Genomic DNA, 16,003 nt, shown 5'->3' with positions numbered 1-16,003 from the left:
TACAAGTTAAGTAATTAAAATTGATTATATGTACAGAAATTGTTAATATTGTAGTAATAAGGATTGATAAAGCTGAAAGGTACTTTAGAGAGAAAATTAAGATATATAGTAATAATATATAAAGAGGAGTAGGTAGAATGAGCACAAATAAAAAAGTTTTTGTTCTTGGTATGGCTAGAAGTGGCTATGAGGCTGCAAAGCTACTAGTAGGTAAGGGGTATGAAGTCATTATAAATGATGCAAATAATGAACAAAACTTGGAACAGGTAAAAGAGCTGAAAGCAATGGGAGTAAATATTATCTTAGGAAGTCACCCAGATGATTTGCTTGATAATAGTTTTGAATTGATAATTAAGAATCCTGGTATTTCTAATAGTCATAAATATGTACAAAAAGCACTTGAGCTTAATATACCTGTTATAAATGAATTGGAATTAGCTTTTAGGTATTTTCCAACAGGGGTGAAAATTATTGGAGTTACTGGCACTAATGGAAAAACCACCACAACTACATTAATCTATGAAATTTTAAAAGAAGCTTCCTTGGATGTTTTCTTAATGGGTAATATAGGGTATCCAGTATGTTCTTTTATATCTCAATTAAGAAATAATAGTATTGCAGTTATGGAAGTATCTGATCATCAGTTGTGTAATGTAGTTGACTTTAAGACAGATATTTCTGTTTTAACTAATATATCAGAGGCACATCTTGACTTCCATGGATCTTACGACGTTTACAAAAGTATGAAAAAGAGAATATTTAATCATCACACAAAAAGTGACATTTCTATTATTAATTTAGATGATAAAGAAGTGATTAGTTTGGCACAGGATATTGAGTCTACTAAAAAGTATTTTTCATTTAGTATCCCAAATAAATTAGGTTGTGAAGTCAATGATGGATATATTTATTATAATGGACATAGGATTATATCCCTAGAAGAAATAAAAATTAAGGGAAGACATAATTACGAGAATGCTATGGCAGCTATTGCAGTGGCTAAAGAGTTAGGAGTAGAAAATGATGTTATTATTAATGTACTAAAAACCTTTGGAGGAGTAGAGCATCGAATAGAATATGTTAAAACTATAAATAATATAGATTTTTATAATGATTCAAAAGCTACTAACATAAAATCTACTCAAACTGCACTTTCTTCATTTACAAAACCAACAATATTATTATTGGGAGGACTAGATAGAGGCCACAGCTTTGATGGATTAAAAGAATATCTAACAAATGTAAAGTTAATTGTAGCCTTCGGACAGGTAAAAATGAGAGTACAGGAATTTGCAAAGCAATACCAAATCCTGTGTAAAGTTGCAGATAGCCTATATGATGCTACAAAAATAGCCTATACTTCAGCAAGTGGCGGTTACGTTGTGCTGTTAAGTCCTGCTTGTGCTGCATGGGACCAATTCAAAGACTTTGAGGTTCGTGGAAATTTATTTAAGGAGTATGTAAATAGCTTATAAGTCAAATAAAGACTTGCAATTTTTATCCTAAAGAAATTTTCAAAGACCTTTGCTTTTTAGGGGAGAATTTTGAAGGCAAATTTAAATATGAAAAGGTACACCTATATAACTAACCTTAGATATATGAAAGTAGTTACTGTATTTAGAAGGTGAAAATAACTAGTTTTTGTCAAGGCAATAGCTAGTATGAAAATGGAGGGCAAAGGTAATGGAATATGAAATAATACATTTACCAAAAAATAAGTGGAAGGAAACTATAATTCCAATAGGCTATACCACAGATAAATACTATGACGTTATGCTAAATAAAACAGATAGAGGGTATGTTATCAATATAGAAAAGAAAGAATTTATAGAACCAGTAACTCACACACCAGAAGAATATGATTTTCCAGATAAATTATATGAAGATCACTGGGAAAATGCTTATGCTTGGGGAGTAGTAGTTGATGATAGATTAGTAGCAGCAATTGAAACTGATCAAGAATTATGGTCCAATAGATTAAGAATAACAGAGCTTTGGGTAGCAGAAGACTATCAAAAGCAAGGGGTAGGCCATGCATTTATTGAAATAGTAAAGGAGCAAGCAAGAAGAGAACGTAGGCGAGCTATTATACTAGAAACTCAATCTTGCAATGTAAATGCAGTAGATTTTTATCAGCATGAAGGCTTTACCTTAATAGGTATGGATACTTGCTGTTACAAAAACAATGATTTAAAGAGAAAAGAAGTAAGATTAGAATTTGGATGGTTTCCAGAAGAAAAGAATAGATTAAATCCAGAAGAAGTAGAAATTCGAAGAGAAACAAAAGACGACTACTATGATGTGGAGTTGATGACTCAGAGAGCATTTTGGAACAAGCATCATCTTGGATGTGACGAGCATTACCTGGTGCACAAATTACGTGAAGATAAAGACTATCTTCCAGAATTAAGTAGAATAGCATTAAAGGATGGAGAAGTTATAGGCTGCATAATGTACTCAAAGGCACGAGTGGTTGATGGTACAGAGACTCATGAAATTGTGACCTTTGGTCCACTTTGCGTAGCTCCTAAATGGCAAGGCTGTGGAGTAGGAGAGCTACTATTGAAGGAAACAATGATATTAGCAGCAGGTAAAGGCTATAAAGGAATTGTGATCTTTGGAGAACCAGAATATTATCCACGAATAGGGTTTAAGACCTGTGATAATTTCAATATTACAACCAGTGACGGTAAAAACTTTGATGCCTTTATGGGAATAGAATTAGAACAAGGCAGTATGAAGGGCATAAAAGGAAAATTTTACGAATCAGAGGTTTTTGAAAATCTTCCAAAGGAAGAAGTGGAAGAATATAATAAAAATTTTCCTAAGCTAAAAAAGTTAAGGTTTCCAGGACAATGGGATTAAATAATAAATTAGTTAAGATGCTTCGCTTAAATCCTCGCAAACCCGCATTCTATAAGTAAATTCTTAAGAAGTTATAAAGTTATATTGTTAAGAATACCTTCCTGCAAATATACACGAGTGTATTTTTGTTGGCTGCTTTTTAAAATCTTAGAAGAATAAATATTATTATATGGATATATAACTATCAAATTTGGATATGTAGTTCATACATTAGGATCCGCTATTTAGTGTATATGACATACAAAAAAACTTTAAATGAGAAAGTTAATTTTAAGAAGAGTACAGACACTGTTGGGGTAATTACAATAGTTATTACGGAAATGCATTATAAGTTTCATTAAAGGCAAAAGCATTAGATGTTGTTATGATATAATTTAACTAAGAAAAAATAAGAAGCTACTAGAAAATATAGAACTTAAAAAACTAAGGGCATATTTAGAATAATGCAGTAAATTATTTTTGTGATGAGGTGTACAATATGGCAAGAATTTTTATAACAGCAGATACGCATTTTGGAGATTCAAATATAATAACATATGAAAAACGACCATTTTCAAGTATCGAAGATATGGATAACCAAATGATTGCTTCATGGAATAGTGTAGTGAATGAAGATGACATAGTATTTCATCTTGGTGATGTTGGATTATATCCATTATTGAAAATGCAGGACATCATTAAGAAGTTGAACGGGAAGAAAATACTGATTATGGGCAATCACGATGATCATCTAACGTTAAGTCAGTGGATGGAATGTGGCTTTGATGAAGTATGTAAATATCCAATTGTATATAATGAGTTTATAGTAATGCAACACCAGCCTCCACAGTATATTAATTCTACCACACCGTTTTTCTATATGTATGGACATGTCCATGGAACTGAGATGTATCCTACTGTAACGAAGCAATCAGCCTGTGTTAGTGTAGAACGATGGGATTATGCTCCAGTTAACCTTGAGTATTTAAAAAAATGTGTAGCTGAGTTACCTAAGTAGAATAGCCAAAGTCTAACAAGATTATATTTATATAGATGTAACACTGATAATAAAGCTTGTATTTTAAATAAGTAGCAATTAACTTTTGATATAGGTAGACTCTTCAACTATTAATTTATACATGTTTGATGCTCCTCATAACTTTTGGTTGAATAATATAGAAGAATTAGGATTATCGAAAAGATATAAATTAAGTTTTCATGAAGGATACCTATGGTAACCATAAATGGTTAAAAGCAAAAAGTATAAGTTGTATTAATTGTAAAGAATTATAAATTCAGTCACCAGAATAACTTATAGATTAAGAATTGATTTTTTAATACAAGAATAGAATCCACAATTATATGACATTTACATATAATTGTGGATTCTATTGGCTTTAATATTTACTTTTTCATATAATCAGCAGCATTCTTATGTTCAGCGGTATTTTCGTGTTTAGAATTATATATTTCCACTACCTTCTTAATGCCATCATTGGTCATATATTTTAGATATTTTTCAATGTATGACCAGTTACCAGTCTTTTGTATTATATCTACAGCGGTTAAATCAGCCTCGTTCCCAGAAAGTTTGGATAAATCTTCTGAAGTATCTAGTTGATTTTTCTGTCCCATGGTTAGATATACTGAGTTATTTTTTTCGTCAACTTTAATATTAAAGTGCATATATTTTAATATCTCATCAAAGGGCATATATAACTGAGGTTCTGAATCTTTTTCACTTGTTATAGACACCAAAGGGTTTTTTAAAGTAATTTCTTTTCCATTAAAATACACCTTATAATTGTTAAAGTTCGCAGCCTTTATTTTTCCATCAGAAGAAACAACGGTTGCATTAGTTGAGGCTTCTTTAGAAGCTTCTGTAGTTTTATTAGTAGCAGTGTCTTTATTAGCTACAGGCTTTCTATCAAGTGCTAAGAAAGTAATAACACCACATAATACAGCAATTACAACTCCCATAAATATAATTCTTAGATCAAATTTTTTCATTTTGTGCTCCTTTCCAATTTAAGCTAATTAATTTCTGCATAGCTAATTCTATTTAGATATTATTTATAGATAGTAAAATCTAAAAATTAACTAAGATATTGCTTAGATTTTTTCTTCGTAGAAGCTTATTTTATACTTGTTTTAAAATCGTGACTTTAAGCGATTTTGAAACAAATATAAATTAACAATTAAGGCTTTAAGCAAATATTATGTATACTTTTAGCTAAACTTAGATCTCTATCAAAGAATAGGTTATGATTTGATATCAAATAAAAAAAGTGAATAGCTATTTCATTTATTTTACTATTATAGCACAATATTGGTTTTAAAAAGTTAATTTTTTACAACAATAAGTATTTTACATGGTAATGAACCTATTAACACACAAATAAATACATATGATAATTTTAGACTTCCTCATAAAATAATATTCTATATTTAGCAAAATGAAATGCCTATTTGACATTGAATAAGAAGTTTATAAGAATAAAAGACATGCATAAAAGGTTATTACTCTGCCATTTTATGCATGTCTTTATCTAATATTATTCTTAAGTTTCAACGTCATGCTATATGTAACATTTATGAAAACTTAATTTCAACACAGTACTTTAATACAGCCTTAATTATAAGTAGCTAATTCTATCTTTTATAGCCATGGATAATATATGTCCCATTAAGCTCCTCATAGGGAATTGAGTATTTATTCAATATGGAAAGAAATTCATTAGTTTCATCAATTATTTCATCTTCTATTAATTGGCCTCTAAAATGCCTACACACTGGTTGGACACGAATCCATTCAATAGCATAAAAAGGTGTTATAGCTTCATTACTCCAATCGCCGTAATACCATGGAATATTATCAAAAGTTTCTGGATACAGTGTATCCAAATGAACATATTTAAGTTGATATGGTGGAGGAAATTGTAGTGTCTTTACTGCACTCTGTAGTTCTCTCCACTTGGTATTATTCATCAAAGAATACATTTGTTTTTCATTAATAATACGCATTACTTTTTCTTTAACACTGTTCATTTTATAATATGTCTTCCTTATAAATAATACTTACTATTATATCAGTTGGCTCTGAAGTCTTATTAGATAAAATAAATTCATGTTTGTCACCGATGTTTGAGCAGTTAACTATAAGTAAATCATTAGGAACAGTTTCACAAACCTTATCATTAATAGTAGTTTTAAATCCGCCATTTACATTGTAAAAACAGATTGCTACCAAGTCTTTATCTGCTGGAGATGCATATTGAAACTTAAGATTTTCATTAGAAGAAATATTAAGATGAAGTAATATTCCATCATAGTTTTCTCTTGTCATTAGATTAAAGACAGTAGCGGTGCCATAAGTTCTAGTGTTCCAATCACCACTGAAGGCATCTTGCTCAAAGGGCTTAAGGGGTTTCTTATACTTATTTTCATGATCTAAAGTTATTTGCCCTTCAATAACCATGAATTTACGAGAAACTTTAGGTAAGCTACTAAAAGTGGATTCTGGAATATCAATCTTAGCTATTCCCATTCTCCATAAAAAGTTTCTGCTGGCATAATCAGAATCTAAAGGATATGTAGTAAGTTCTGTAGCCATACCTCCAGACCAATAGGTTGGTTTATAGTTCTCTTGTCTTAGTATCTCTACATTATATTTCATATATTAGTACACCTCTTCTTTACGTATCTTTTATGTACATATTATATTGAAAGCTGTAGATATAATCAAATAGGTATCCTTTATGAAAACTTAACTTACACATGATTGTGGGGCGATATAATATCCTATGAAAAGCCAACTTATTTTTCATTATACTCTTTTTATGAAGTTAGACTTCATAAGGTATTCTTAAATAGTAAGAAAGCTTAGTGCTGTTAACACTAAGCTAAAGCTTGCAAAAAATATTTTGAAGCTTATTAAATAAAGCATTATTTTATCTGAGTCACTATATATACTCTTTAACACTTGTTTTGAAAATTAGAAAGCTGCATTGCTACACCATCTTCCATAATCTTAAATCCAAACTTTTCATAAAAGGCTGCATTCTTTCTCTCTTCAGGCATAATCTCGATATATAAATAATTTTTATATTTTTCTTTAATCATCTCAATCATTGTTCCCGCAATTTTCATCCCTTGATAATTAGGATTTACCAAAACGTAATGAATGAATGCTACCATTTCACTGTCATCTAGTACACGTACTAGTCCTACTAGTTTATGGTCGTCCCAAGCTGTTAGTACCGTAGAGGAATTCTGCAATGCTTTATTAAGTCTACTTGGAAACTGGCCAGACACCCAGCCAACGGATAAGAACAGCTCCTGTATTGCTGCTTCCGTGAAATTTTTTTCCTCAGTATAGGTAATGTTCATTTTTAAACTCCTCCTTTTTTATATTTATAGTCACATTTTTTACATTGTGTTAGTGTATTTTCATTATCTTCTTTGTGATAGGCTCCTGACCAGCTACAAATACTTTGAAGGATAGGAACTACAGAATTGCCTTTTGAAGTTAGGCAATACTCCACCCTAGGCGGAATCTCATCAAAGGACCTTCTATGTATAATATCGTCTGCAATAAGTTCTTTTAAGGTGGATGCCAGTACTGCATCGGTTATATTACTCATTTCTTTTCGAAGTTCACTGTAACGCAAAGTGCCTTTACCAGCCAAAACACATATTATTCGCGATTTCCACTTGCCACCGAAAATTTCAAGACCATATTCAAGTGGACATCTTATATCTTCTTCTAGTTTATGTTGATACATTATATTCACCCCTTTAAAATATCAAAAGCGCAATACAGCAAGAACAGGCTTAATACAAAATTGATTAGCTTAAAGTGTTTTGTATAAGTCTTTTGTAGCTTAATGCCTGCCAATGCCCAAGTAAGAGAAGCTATGCTTCCGATGCTTACCACTCCCAAACCAGCTAAAAGTAAACCAGCCAAAGTTCTAATATGAGGAACTAGATACACCATCAGTAAAGTCATAATATAAAAGTAAATCTTTATATTTACAAATTGAAGTGCGAAGCCTTCTCTAAAGGATGCTTGCCCACTATCATTATTTTCCAAAGGTTTGCTTCTAAAAATATTTAGCGCAAGCCATAACATATATATGGTTCCAAAGTATTTCAGTACAGCAAGTATCGGTAAGAGAAAAGTGTTTAACCCATATACCGCTAAAGTACAAATAAATTGCACAGAGGCATAACCTGCACAAATGCCAAGAAGTAGTGGTTTTCCTTTTTGCCAGCCAAATTGAGTTGTAGTATTTAGAGCCAGTATGTTTCCAGGGCCAGGCGTAAAAGAACAGACCAGCATATATCCTAGCATTGTTCCAAAAACTGATATAGACATATTAACCTCCTGTATTCAAATCAATGTAGCATCATTATAAGTGGCTAATTGCCTAATAGCAAGTAACTATGAAATTTATTAGTAACTCATTAATTCACGGATATATTTTTCTCTTGGAGTACTTGAAATATAATTATACCAGACTCAGTGATAGAAGCAGAGTCATATAACAAAATTGGAGGTAATATCATGAAAGTAAATGCTTATTTAGAAATCACAATGAAAATAGAGGAAGGTAACCGTCCTGCAGCTGCTAAGGTTTATACTGATTATCGTACTCCATTCCTAGAAACAATTGAAGGAGCTCTTACTAAAGACCTATTAATTCGTGAAGAGGATGTCCAAGTACTTCACGGTTTTGACAGTGTAGAACATGCAAAGGCTTACTTATCCAGTGAAATGTTCCAAAAGGATGTTTTCGTTGGATTACAACCACTTTGGAGTGCTGACCCAGAAGTAAAGATTTATATTGTGGCATAATTAAAGTACTTCTATAAATGAACTTATTAATCTTTATCTGAAGCATAAAGATTAATACCAAGGTTACATGTATAGTAATGTTGATAATAAGATAATAGTAACTTTTAGAGTCTATTAAAAAAATGAAATATTTTATTAAAAAGCCTTAACAGCCAAAGTATAATGGCGGTTGAGGCTTTTTTCTTTGAATATATATATAAAATTAAATGGAATATGTCTAATTAAAAGAGGAATCTTTAATAAAAAAATAAAAAATAACTATTTTTTATTAATAAGGTTAATAAACGAAAGTTTTAGGGAATTACAATGTATTGTAAAAAAAGGAATACTATTGTATAATTAATTGTAATTAATTGTAACATGCGTAATTATATTGAAATAAATACAGCTAAGGAGTGGTTTTATGTCTAATGTTTTTCTATTTCCAGGGCAAGGTTCACAGTTTAAAGGTATGGGTAGAGAATTATTGTCAGAATTTCACGATAAGTTTCAGGAGGCAAGTAAGATACTTTGTTACTCTTTAGAAAAGTTGATTTTGTTAGATGAAAATAATTTGTTGAATAAGACGCTATTTACTCAACCTGCATTATACGTAGTTAGTTGTTTAGATTATATAAAGAGAATAAGAGAAAGTAACATTGTACCTGATTATGTTGCAGGACATAGTTTAGGAGAGTTTGCGGCATTGTTTGCAGCAGGAGTTTATGATTTCGAAACAGGCCTAAAAATAGTGAATAAGCGAGCGCAGATAATGAGTAAGATAAGCAATGGTGGAATGGCGGCGGTTGTAGGACTAACTAAGGAAAATGTAAAAAGTATTTTAAAAGATATAGATGGGTTATTCATTTCAAATTATAATTCTGAGTTTCAAGTAGTTATTTCAGGTCATAAGAATTTGATAGAAAAAAGTGAAAAATTATTTTTAGAAAATGGAGCAAGTGGATACTATATTTTGCCAATAAATTGTCCATGCCACTCTAAGTTATTAGAAGATTCAGCAACTAAATTTAAAGCTTATATAGAATCTTTTGAGCTTAAGTTACCTAATATTCCAATTATATCAAACCTCACTGCAAAAGAGTATGAGTTTAATGATATATATGAAACTATGTCTAAACAAATGTGTAATCAAGTTAGATGGAGACAATCAATGAATTATCTTCTAGATAAGAAAATTGATGAATTTACCGTAGTTGGGCCATCGCAAGTACTGAAAAAATTGATAGATAGGAACAGAAATGAATATAAATCAATATTAGTTCAATGATGGGAAGAAGGAGTGAATTTTATGTTTTCAAATTTAATAGAAGCATTTCTTTATCAAGCTGAAAATTCTAATAATGGAATTACTTTTGTAAATGTCGAATCAAAAGAATATATATCATATAAAGAATTATTTATATACGTGAAAGAAGTTCTTTCGTATTTTAGAAGCGTAGGAATAAAAAGAGGGGAAAATATAATATTGCAATTAAATAACCCTTATGAATTTATAGTTTCTTTTTGGGCAGGGATACTAGGAGGTTGTGTAGTTATTCCAGTTCCTGTAACTAACACTAAAGAAAGTATAACTAAAGCAAAACATATTCAACAACTGCTTGGAGATGGATTTATAATAAGTAATCCAAGTATTGATAAATTGGTTACTACTCAATATAAGATTAATGAAAAATTTAAGAAGGTTATTATAGATTTTAACAAAATTAAAACTTTAGATACAAATTTTGAACTTGAACTTGAAGAAGTAAGAGAAAGTGATATAGCATTTATTCAGATGTCATCTGGTTCAACTAGTTTACCAAAAGGAATAATAAATTCTCATAAAAATGTAATTTCTAATTGTAACTCAATGTCTGTTTCAGGGAATGCTACATGTGATGATAAGTTTATTTCCTGGCTACCATTAACACATAATATGGGATTAGTCACCTTACATATATTGCCTCTAATTAGAGGGATTTCGCAAATAATTATGCCAACTGAAATGTTTTTAAGAAATCCCTTTACTTGGTTGAAAGCGATTAGTGAAAGTAGAGCTACTGTAACAGCCTCACCTAATTTTGGATTTAAGCTATGTATTCAACAATTACTTAATGGAGATCTACCGAAGGACATAGATTTATCTAGTATTAGATTGATTATAAGTGGAGCTGAGCCAGTATCTGCAGAAGTCTGTTATAGATTCCTTAATATTTTAAGCAAGTATAATATAAGACAAAATTGTATTGTTCCGTCATATGGATTGGCGGAGGCTTGCCTTGGAGTTAGTATGGGGTTCTTAGGAGATAATTTAAATGTCTTGAACCTAAATCGAAGTGGAATCAGAATAGGATCGCCTATTATAAAATCTGAGATAAGAGATGAATTTAGTGTAACTTCTGTTGGACTACCACTAGAAGAGGTTGAAATTAGAATTGTAAATGATGATGGTGTTATATTGCCAGAAGAGTATATAGGCCATATACAAGTTAGAGGAGATAATGTAACGTCTGGTTATTACAATAATATTAAAGAAACCCTTGGTGCTATTACAGAGAATGGTTGGCTTAATACAGGTGATGTGGGTGTAGTTAGTGATAAATTCTTATATATAACAGGTCGTTCAAAAGAAATGATAATTATCAATGGTGTGAATTACTACTTACACGATATTGAAAGGGTAGTAATAGAAAATAATTTTGAGATAGTTCATCAGTGTGCGGCTGTAGATGTCTACAATAATGAATTGAAAACAGAAGAAATCATAATTTTTGTGAAGTTAATAGAGAATGTAGATAAAACTAATTTTTTAGCTATAGGGAAAAAAATACATGACACTATTGAAAGGTGTATTGGAATACCTATTGGAGGTATTTTGGAGGTACAAGATTTTCCTACTACAAATAGTGGAAAGATACAGAGATATGTATTAAAAGATGAATATGAGAGCAATTCCTTGAAATTTATCAATGAGTATAAAAAATCAAGTAAAAACACAGAAAAAAAATATTTGAAGGTTGAAAATAGTTCTAGATTAAACCATTTGGAACAGTATATGATTGAACAAATTGCTATTATTTTAGACGAAGAAAAAGAAATGATAGATGTAAATACGCCTTTTAGTGAACTAGGTATAGCATCAATAGAAGTAGAAAGATTATTTTGTAGAATTGAAAATTATTTGGGAATTAAATTTGATATAACAGCAATTTGGAACTACCCAACTATAAGAGAGCTTTCAGCTTATTTATTAAATAAGAAAAGTGAGTTATATATTAATGATGAAGACTTACAAGATGAGCAGATTGATGAAGAAGATGATATAGCAATAATAGGAATGGGGTGCAGATTTCCAGGAAATGCAGATAATCCTCATGAATACTGGGAAAATCTAATAAATAAGAAAGATTGTATAACTGCCATTCCAGTAGATAGAAAAGATTTATTACACTTGAAACAAGATGAATACTTTGGCGGTTATTTACGCCACATAGATATGTTTGATACAGAGTTATTTTCTATAAGTCCTATTGAGGCCAATAAAATGGATCCTCAGCAACGTATATTATTGATGGTAACTTATGATGCATTACTAAGCACTGAGATTGCAATGGATAACATAAAGGGGAGCAAATGTGGTGTTTTTATTGGAATTAGTTCAAATGATTACTCAAAGCTGCTAAATATTAATAGGCAAAATATTGATGTATATATGAGTACAGGTAACTCATTAGCTATAGCAGCTAATAGAATTTCCTATTACTTTAATTTAAATGGGCCAAGCATGGCCATAGATACAGCATGCTCATCATCATTAGTCGCGATACACAATGCTTGTAACAGTATAAAAAATGGAGAGTGCAATCTAGCTATTGCTGGTGGAGTAAATTTAATGCTACTAGAGGAAATTACAAATGCATTTTCTAATGCTGGTATGCTTGCAAAAGACTTTAAATGTAAAACCTTTGATGAGTCAGCTGATGGATATGTACGTGGTGAAGGGTGCGGAATAGTTATTTTAAAGAAGCTAAGGGATGCAGTCAGAGATAAGAATAATATATTCGCAATAATTAAGGGAAGTAGTGTAAATCAAGATGGGAAAAGTAACGGATTGACTGCTCCAAACGGTTCAGCCCAAGTATCAGTAATAAAACAAGCATTAAAAAAAGCTAAGATAAGAGCTGAAGAAGTAACATACATTGAAGCTCATGGAACTGGAACAAGACTAGGAGATCCTATTGAGGTTAATTCAATAAATGAAGTTTATGGTGTATCAAGGACAAGGGATAATCCTTGTTATATAGGGTCTGTAAAAACAAATATAGGCCATCTAGAAGCAGCAGCGGGAATAGCTAGTTTAATAAAGACAGCTTTAATACTTAATGAAAATAAAATTCCACCTATTTTAAATTTTAAATCCATGAATCCGTATATAAATATAGATAAAGATATCATAAAGATTGCTGTAGAGGAAGAAGTAAGTTTACAAAGTAAAGAAATTAATTATGCAGCTATAAGCTCATTTGGATTTGGTGGCACAAATGCTCATGTAATCCTGCAAAGATATAATAAAAAGAAATTTGATATTCCTAAAAGTAAACATAAGTTTTCTTGCCAGTCTTATTGGTTAAAGGATATAGTAACATTTTCAGCTAAGGAGAATAATAAAGATGTTATTGAAGAAATAAGCACTGATACAATAGGAGAATTTACTGTTTCTTTAATTGGAAAAGGTGCCGAGGAGAGCTATACAGAAATTGAAAAGTTAGTAGCCAATATTTGGGGAGAGCAACTTGGATTTCATGAGATAGATGTTGATAAGACTTTTTATGAAATGGGTGGAGATTCAATATCTGCATTAAAGATTGTAAATAAGATAAATAAAATATTAGCACTTCAAGTGAACGTATCAGATATATTGAAGTATCAATCTATTAAAGAATTTGCACAATTTTTAGATAAAAATGAGAATAGTCAATTGGTATCACCTTATACCATAGATAAAGCGGAATACATGGAGAAATATCCATTATCTGCAGCTCAAAAGAGAGTGTATATTTTAAATCAATCAAGAGATATAGGCACAAGCTATAATATGCCATTTTCCATAACGATTAAAGGGGATTTTAATATTGAAAGATTCGAATCAGCCTTTAATAAGTTAGTAGAAATACATGAATCATTTAGAACCTCTTTCCACTATGAAGATGGTGAGCCAGTTCAAGTGATACACAGTAAAGAAAATGTTAAGTTAAAGATTGAATATATTAGCATTAAGGAAGGTGAAATAGAGGATTATATTAAAGATTTTGTTAAAGCATTTGATTTACAAAAACCTCCTTTACTTCATGTAGCTTTGTTAAAAATCAATAATAACAAGTATGTTGTTATTGTTGATATACATCATATAATTTCAGACGGTACCTCTATGGGAATATTATTGAAAGATTTTGCTGATTTATACAATGGAAAAGAAGTAATGGAGGGTAAAATACAGTATAAAGATTTTGCAGTATGGGAACAAAAATTTGATAAGAAAGAATTTAAAAAGCAACAGAAGCAATATTGGATAAATATGTTAAAGGGTGGCGTGCATACTTTAAATCTTCCAACAGATTTTCCTAGAAAAAAAGGACAATTCTATGAGGGTGATATTATAGAGTTTAACTTTGAAAAAGAATTTACAGATAAAATAAAAACATTCTGTACACATAATAGTGCAACATTATTTACTGTATTATTGTCCTGCTATTATATTCTATTAGCTAAATATAGTGGACAAGAAGATTTAGTTATAGGAAGTCCTATTTCAGGAAGATCTAGTGAAGAAATACAAAATGTAATTGGTATGTTTGTTAATATGCTACCACTAAGAGCTAGACCAGTTATGAATAAATCATACAAAGAATTTCTAGCTGAAGTTAAAAATGTTGTATTAAATGCATACAAAAATCAAGACTGTCAGTTTGATGAGTTAGCTGATGAATTGAGTATAGAAAGAGAATTAGGTAGAAATCCTTTATTTGATACTGTATTCGCACTTCAAAATATGACAATACCAAAGGTTGAAATTGATAAATTAGAAATAAGTATGTGTAATAATGATACAAAGGCCAAGTTTGATATCATATTGGAAGCCATGGAGACAGATGGAGTCATTAAATTCGATGTTAAGTATAGGGTTGATCTATTTAGTAAATCTACAATAGAGAGATTTATAAAAGATTATATAAGCATTACTAAGATTTCAGTAGATAGCCCTGAAATACTAATAAAAGAAATAGAATTGGAACAGAGATTTGATTTATTAGAAGAAGTTTCTCTAAAGGAAATAGAATTTGATTTTTAATTGAAAGCAGTCGATGGAGGGGAGAATAATGAAGTTGAATAAATATTCACAAAATATAATAGCAAGCAGTAGTGAGTTTGAGAAAGAAAAGCACTACTGGCTGGAAAAATTAGGCGGAGACATTGAGATTAACAGTTTTATAACAGACCACGTGTATGATGAATCTATTGAAGCAAAGAAAGAGTTTTATAACATAAATATAAATAATCAGATTTATAATAGAATATCACAAATGGCAAAAGGATCCGATTATGCTGTTTACATGATACTGTTATCAGGTATTCAGTTTTTGCTCAGTAAGTATAATAATAACGAAGATATAGTACTAGGTATACCAACTTTTAAACAAAATGAAAAATTGGCATACGTAAATAATATGTTGGTATTAAGAAATAATATAACCTCAGACAGTACCTTTAAAGAAGTTGTAAAAAATATAAAATTTACTATCTCAGAGGCACAGGAAAATCAAAATTTTCCTTTGATTAAAATAGCTGAAATTCTTAAACTTGATACCAACTCTATGTTTAAAACTATAGCTTTGTTAAAGAATATTCAGGACCTTAATGTTATTAAAGATATTAAGACAGATATAGCATTTATATTTGAATTAAAAGATAACTTGATTTCTTTAGAAATCCAATATAATTCAAATTTATTTTCTAGAGAATATATAAAGCAAATTGGTAAACATTTATTAGCATATTATAATATCGTTTCAAATAGGACAGATATTAAACTTAAAGATATAAATATTCTGGATAAGAATGAAGAAATGAAGATTGAAAGCTTTAATAGTAACTATAAGGAAATTCCTAATAAAACAGTAATTGAATTTATAGAGTCGAAAGTTAAAGAAAATCCATATAAGGTAGCTATCGTTCATGAGAATAATAAAATAACCTATGAGGAATTGAATAATAAAGCCAATCAATTGGCTAGTTATTTAATCAATGATAGAAAAGTTAAGTTAG

Annotated in this window: 13 protein-coding genes; 7 read left to right on the top strand and 6 right to left on the bottom strand. The window is 30.3% G+C overall.

Features of this window, described 5'->3' with window-relative positions; all coding sequences use genetic code 11:
* Positions 1–137: 137 nt before the first annotated feature.
* The 3 genes from murD (at position 138) to GXK57_RS20490 (ending at position 3,862) form a co-directional block, all read left to right on the top strand.
* Positions 138–1,475, top strand: a complete 1,338-nt coding sequence (gene murD / locus GXK57_RS20505) for a UDP-N-acetylmuramoyl-L-alanine--D-glutamate ligase (protein ID WP_160679890.1) — start codon at positions 138–140, stop codon at positions 1,473–1,475.
* A gap of 208 nt (positions 1,476–1,683) precedes the next feature.
* Positions 1,684–2,865, top strand: a complete 1,182-nt coding sequence (locus tag GXK57_RS26685) for a GNAT family N-acetyltransferase (protein WP_243156481.1) — start codon at positions 1,684–1,686, stop codon at positions 2,863–2,865.
* Between the two features lie 478 nt (positions 2,866–3,343).
* Positions 3,344–3,862, top strand: coding sequence for a metallophosphoesterase (locus GXK57_RS20490; RefSeq protein ID WP_160679889.1), 519 nt, complete (start codon positions 3,344–3,346; stop codon positions 3,860–3,862).
* Positions 3,863–4,248: 386 nt separating this feature from the next.
* On the opposite strand, the gene GXK57_RS20485 is transcribed toward GXK57_RS20490, so the two are convergent.
* The 6 genes from GXK57_RS20485 to GXK57_RS20460 form a co-directional block, all read right to left on the bottom strand.
* Positions 4,249–4,854, bottom strand: coding sequence for a hypothetical protein (locus GXK57_RS20485; protein ID WP_160679888.1), 606 nt, complete (start codon positions 4,852–4,854; stop codon positions 4,249–4,251).
* A 642-nt stretch (positions 4,855–5,496) separates the two neighbouring features.
* On the bottom strand, positions 5,497–5,892 hold the full coding sequence (locus tag GXK57_RS20480) for a DUF6678 family protein (RefSeq protein WP_160679887.1): 396 nt from the start codon (positions 5,890–5,892) through the stop codon (positions 5,497–5,499).
* Between the two features lies 1 nt (position 5,893).
* Positions 5,894–6,520, bottom strand: a complete 627-nt coding sequence (locus GXK57_RS20475; RefSeq protein WP_160679886.1) for a HutD family protein — start codon at positions 6,518–6,520, stop codon at positions 5,894–5,896.
* A 299-nt stretch (positions 6,521–6,819) separates the two neighbouring features.
* Positions 6,820–7,233: a GNAT family N-acetyltransferase gene (locus GXK57_RS20470; protein ID WP_160679885.1), complete on the bottom strand. Its 414-nt coding sequence runs from the start codon at positions 7,231–7,233 to the stop codon at positions 6,820–6,822.
* A 2-nt stretch (positions 7,234–7,235) separates the two neighbouring features.
* The gene (locus tag GXK57_RS20465) at positions 7,236–7,628 is read right to left on the bottom strand and encodes a helix-turn-helix domain-containing protein (protein ID WP_160679884.1); all 393 of its coding nucleotides are present in this window, start codon (positions 7,626–7,628) and stop codon (positions 7,236–7,238) included.
* Positions 7,629–7,633: 5 nt separating this feature from the next.
* Positions 7,634–8,221 carry a LysE family transporter gene (locus tag GXK57_RS20460; protein ID WP_160679883.1) on the bottom strand — a complete coding sequence of 196 codons (588 nt, stop codon included), beginning with the start codon at positions 8,219–8,221 and terminating at the stop codon, positions 7,634–7,636.
* A 189-nt stretch (positions 8,222–8,410) separates the two neighbouring features.
* Between GXK57_RS20460 and GXK57_RS20455 the strand changes: the two genes are divergently transcribed.
* The 4 genes from GXK57_RS20455 to GXK57_RS20440 all read left to right on the top strand — a co-directional run.
* Entirely contained in the window at positions 8,411–8,701 is a 291-nt protein-coding gene (locus GXK57_RS20455) for a hypothetical protein (RefSeq protein WP_160679882.1), read from the top strand.
* A gap of 403 nt (positions 8,702–9,104) precedes the next feature.
* The gene (fabD, locus tag GXK57_RS20450) at positions 9,105–9,968 is read left to right on the top strand and encodes an ACP S-malonyltransferase (RefSeq protein ID WP_160679881.1); all 864 of its coding nucleotides are present in this window, start codon (positions 9,105–9,107) and stop codon (positions 9,966–9,968) included.
* A gap of 21 nt (positions 9,969–9,989) precedes the next feature.
* The gene (locus GXK57_RS20445; protein ID WP_160679880.1) at positions 9,990–15,029 is read left to right on the top strand and encodes a condensation domain-containing protein; all 5,040 of its coding nucleotides are present in this window, start codon (positions 9,990–9,992) and stop codon (positions 15,027–15,029) included.
* Between the two features lie 28 nt (positions 15,030–15,057).
* Positions 15,058–16,003 (top strand): condensation domain-containing protein (locus tag GXK57_RS20440; RefSeq protein WP_243156480.1); only part of this gene is annotated, 946 nt, incomplete at its 3' end.

The sequence above is a fragment of the Clostridium sp. C8-1-8 genome, assembly GCF_009928445.1.
Taxonomy (GTDB): Bacteria; Bacillota; Clostridia; order Clostridiales; family Clostridiaceae; genus Clostridium_AR.
The sequence above is the reverse complement of the archived record's forward strand: the minus strand, read 5'-3'. Positions and strand labels throughout refer to the sequence as shown.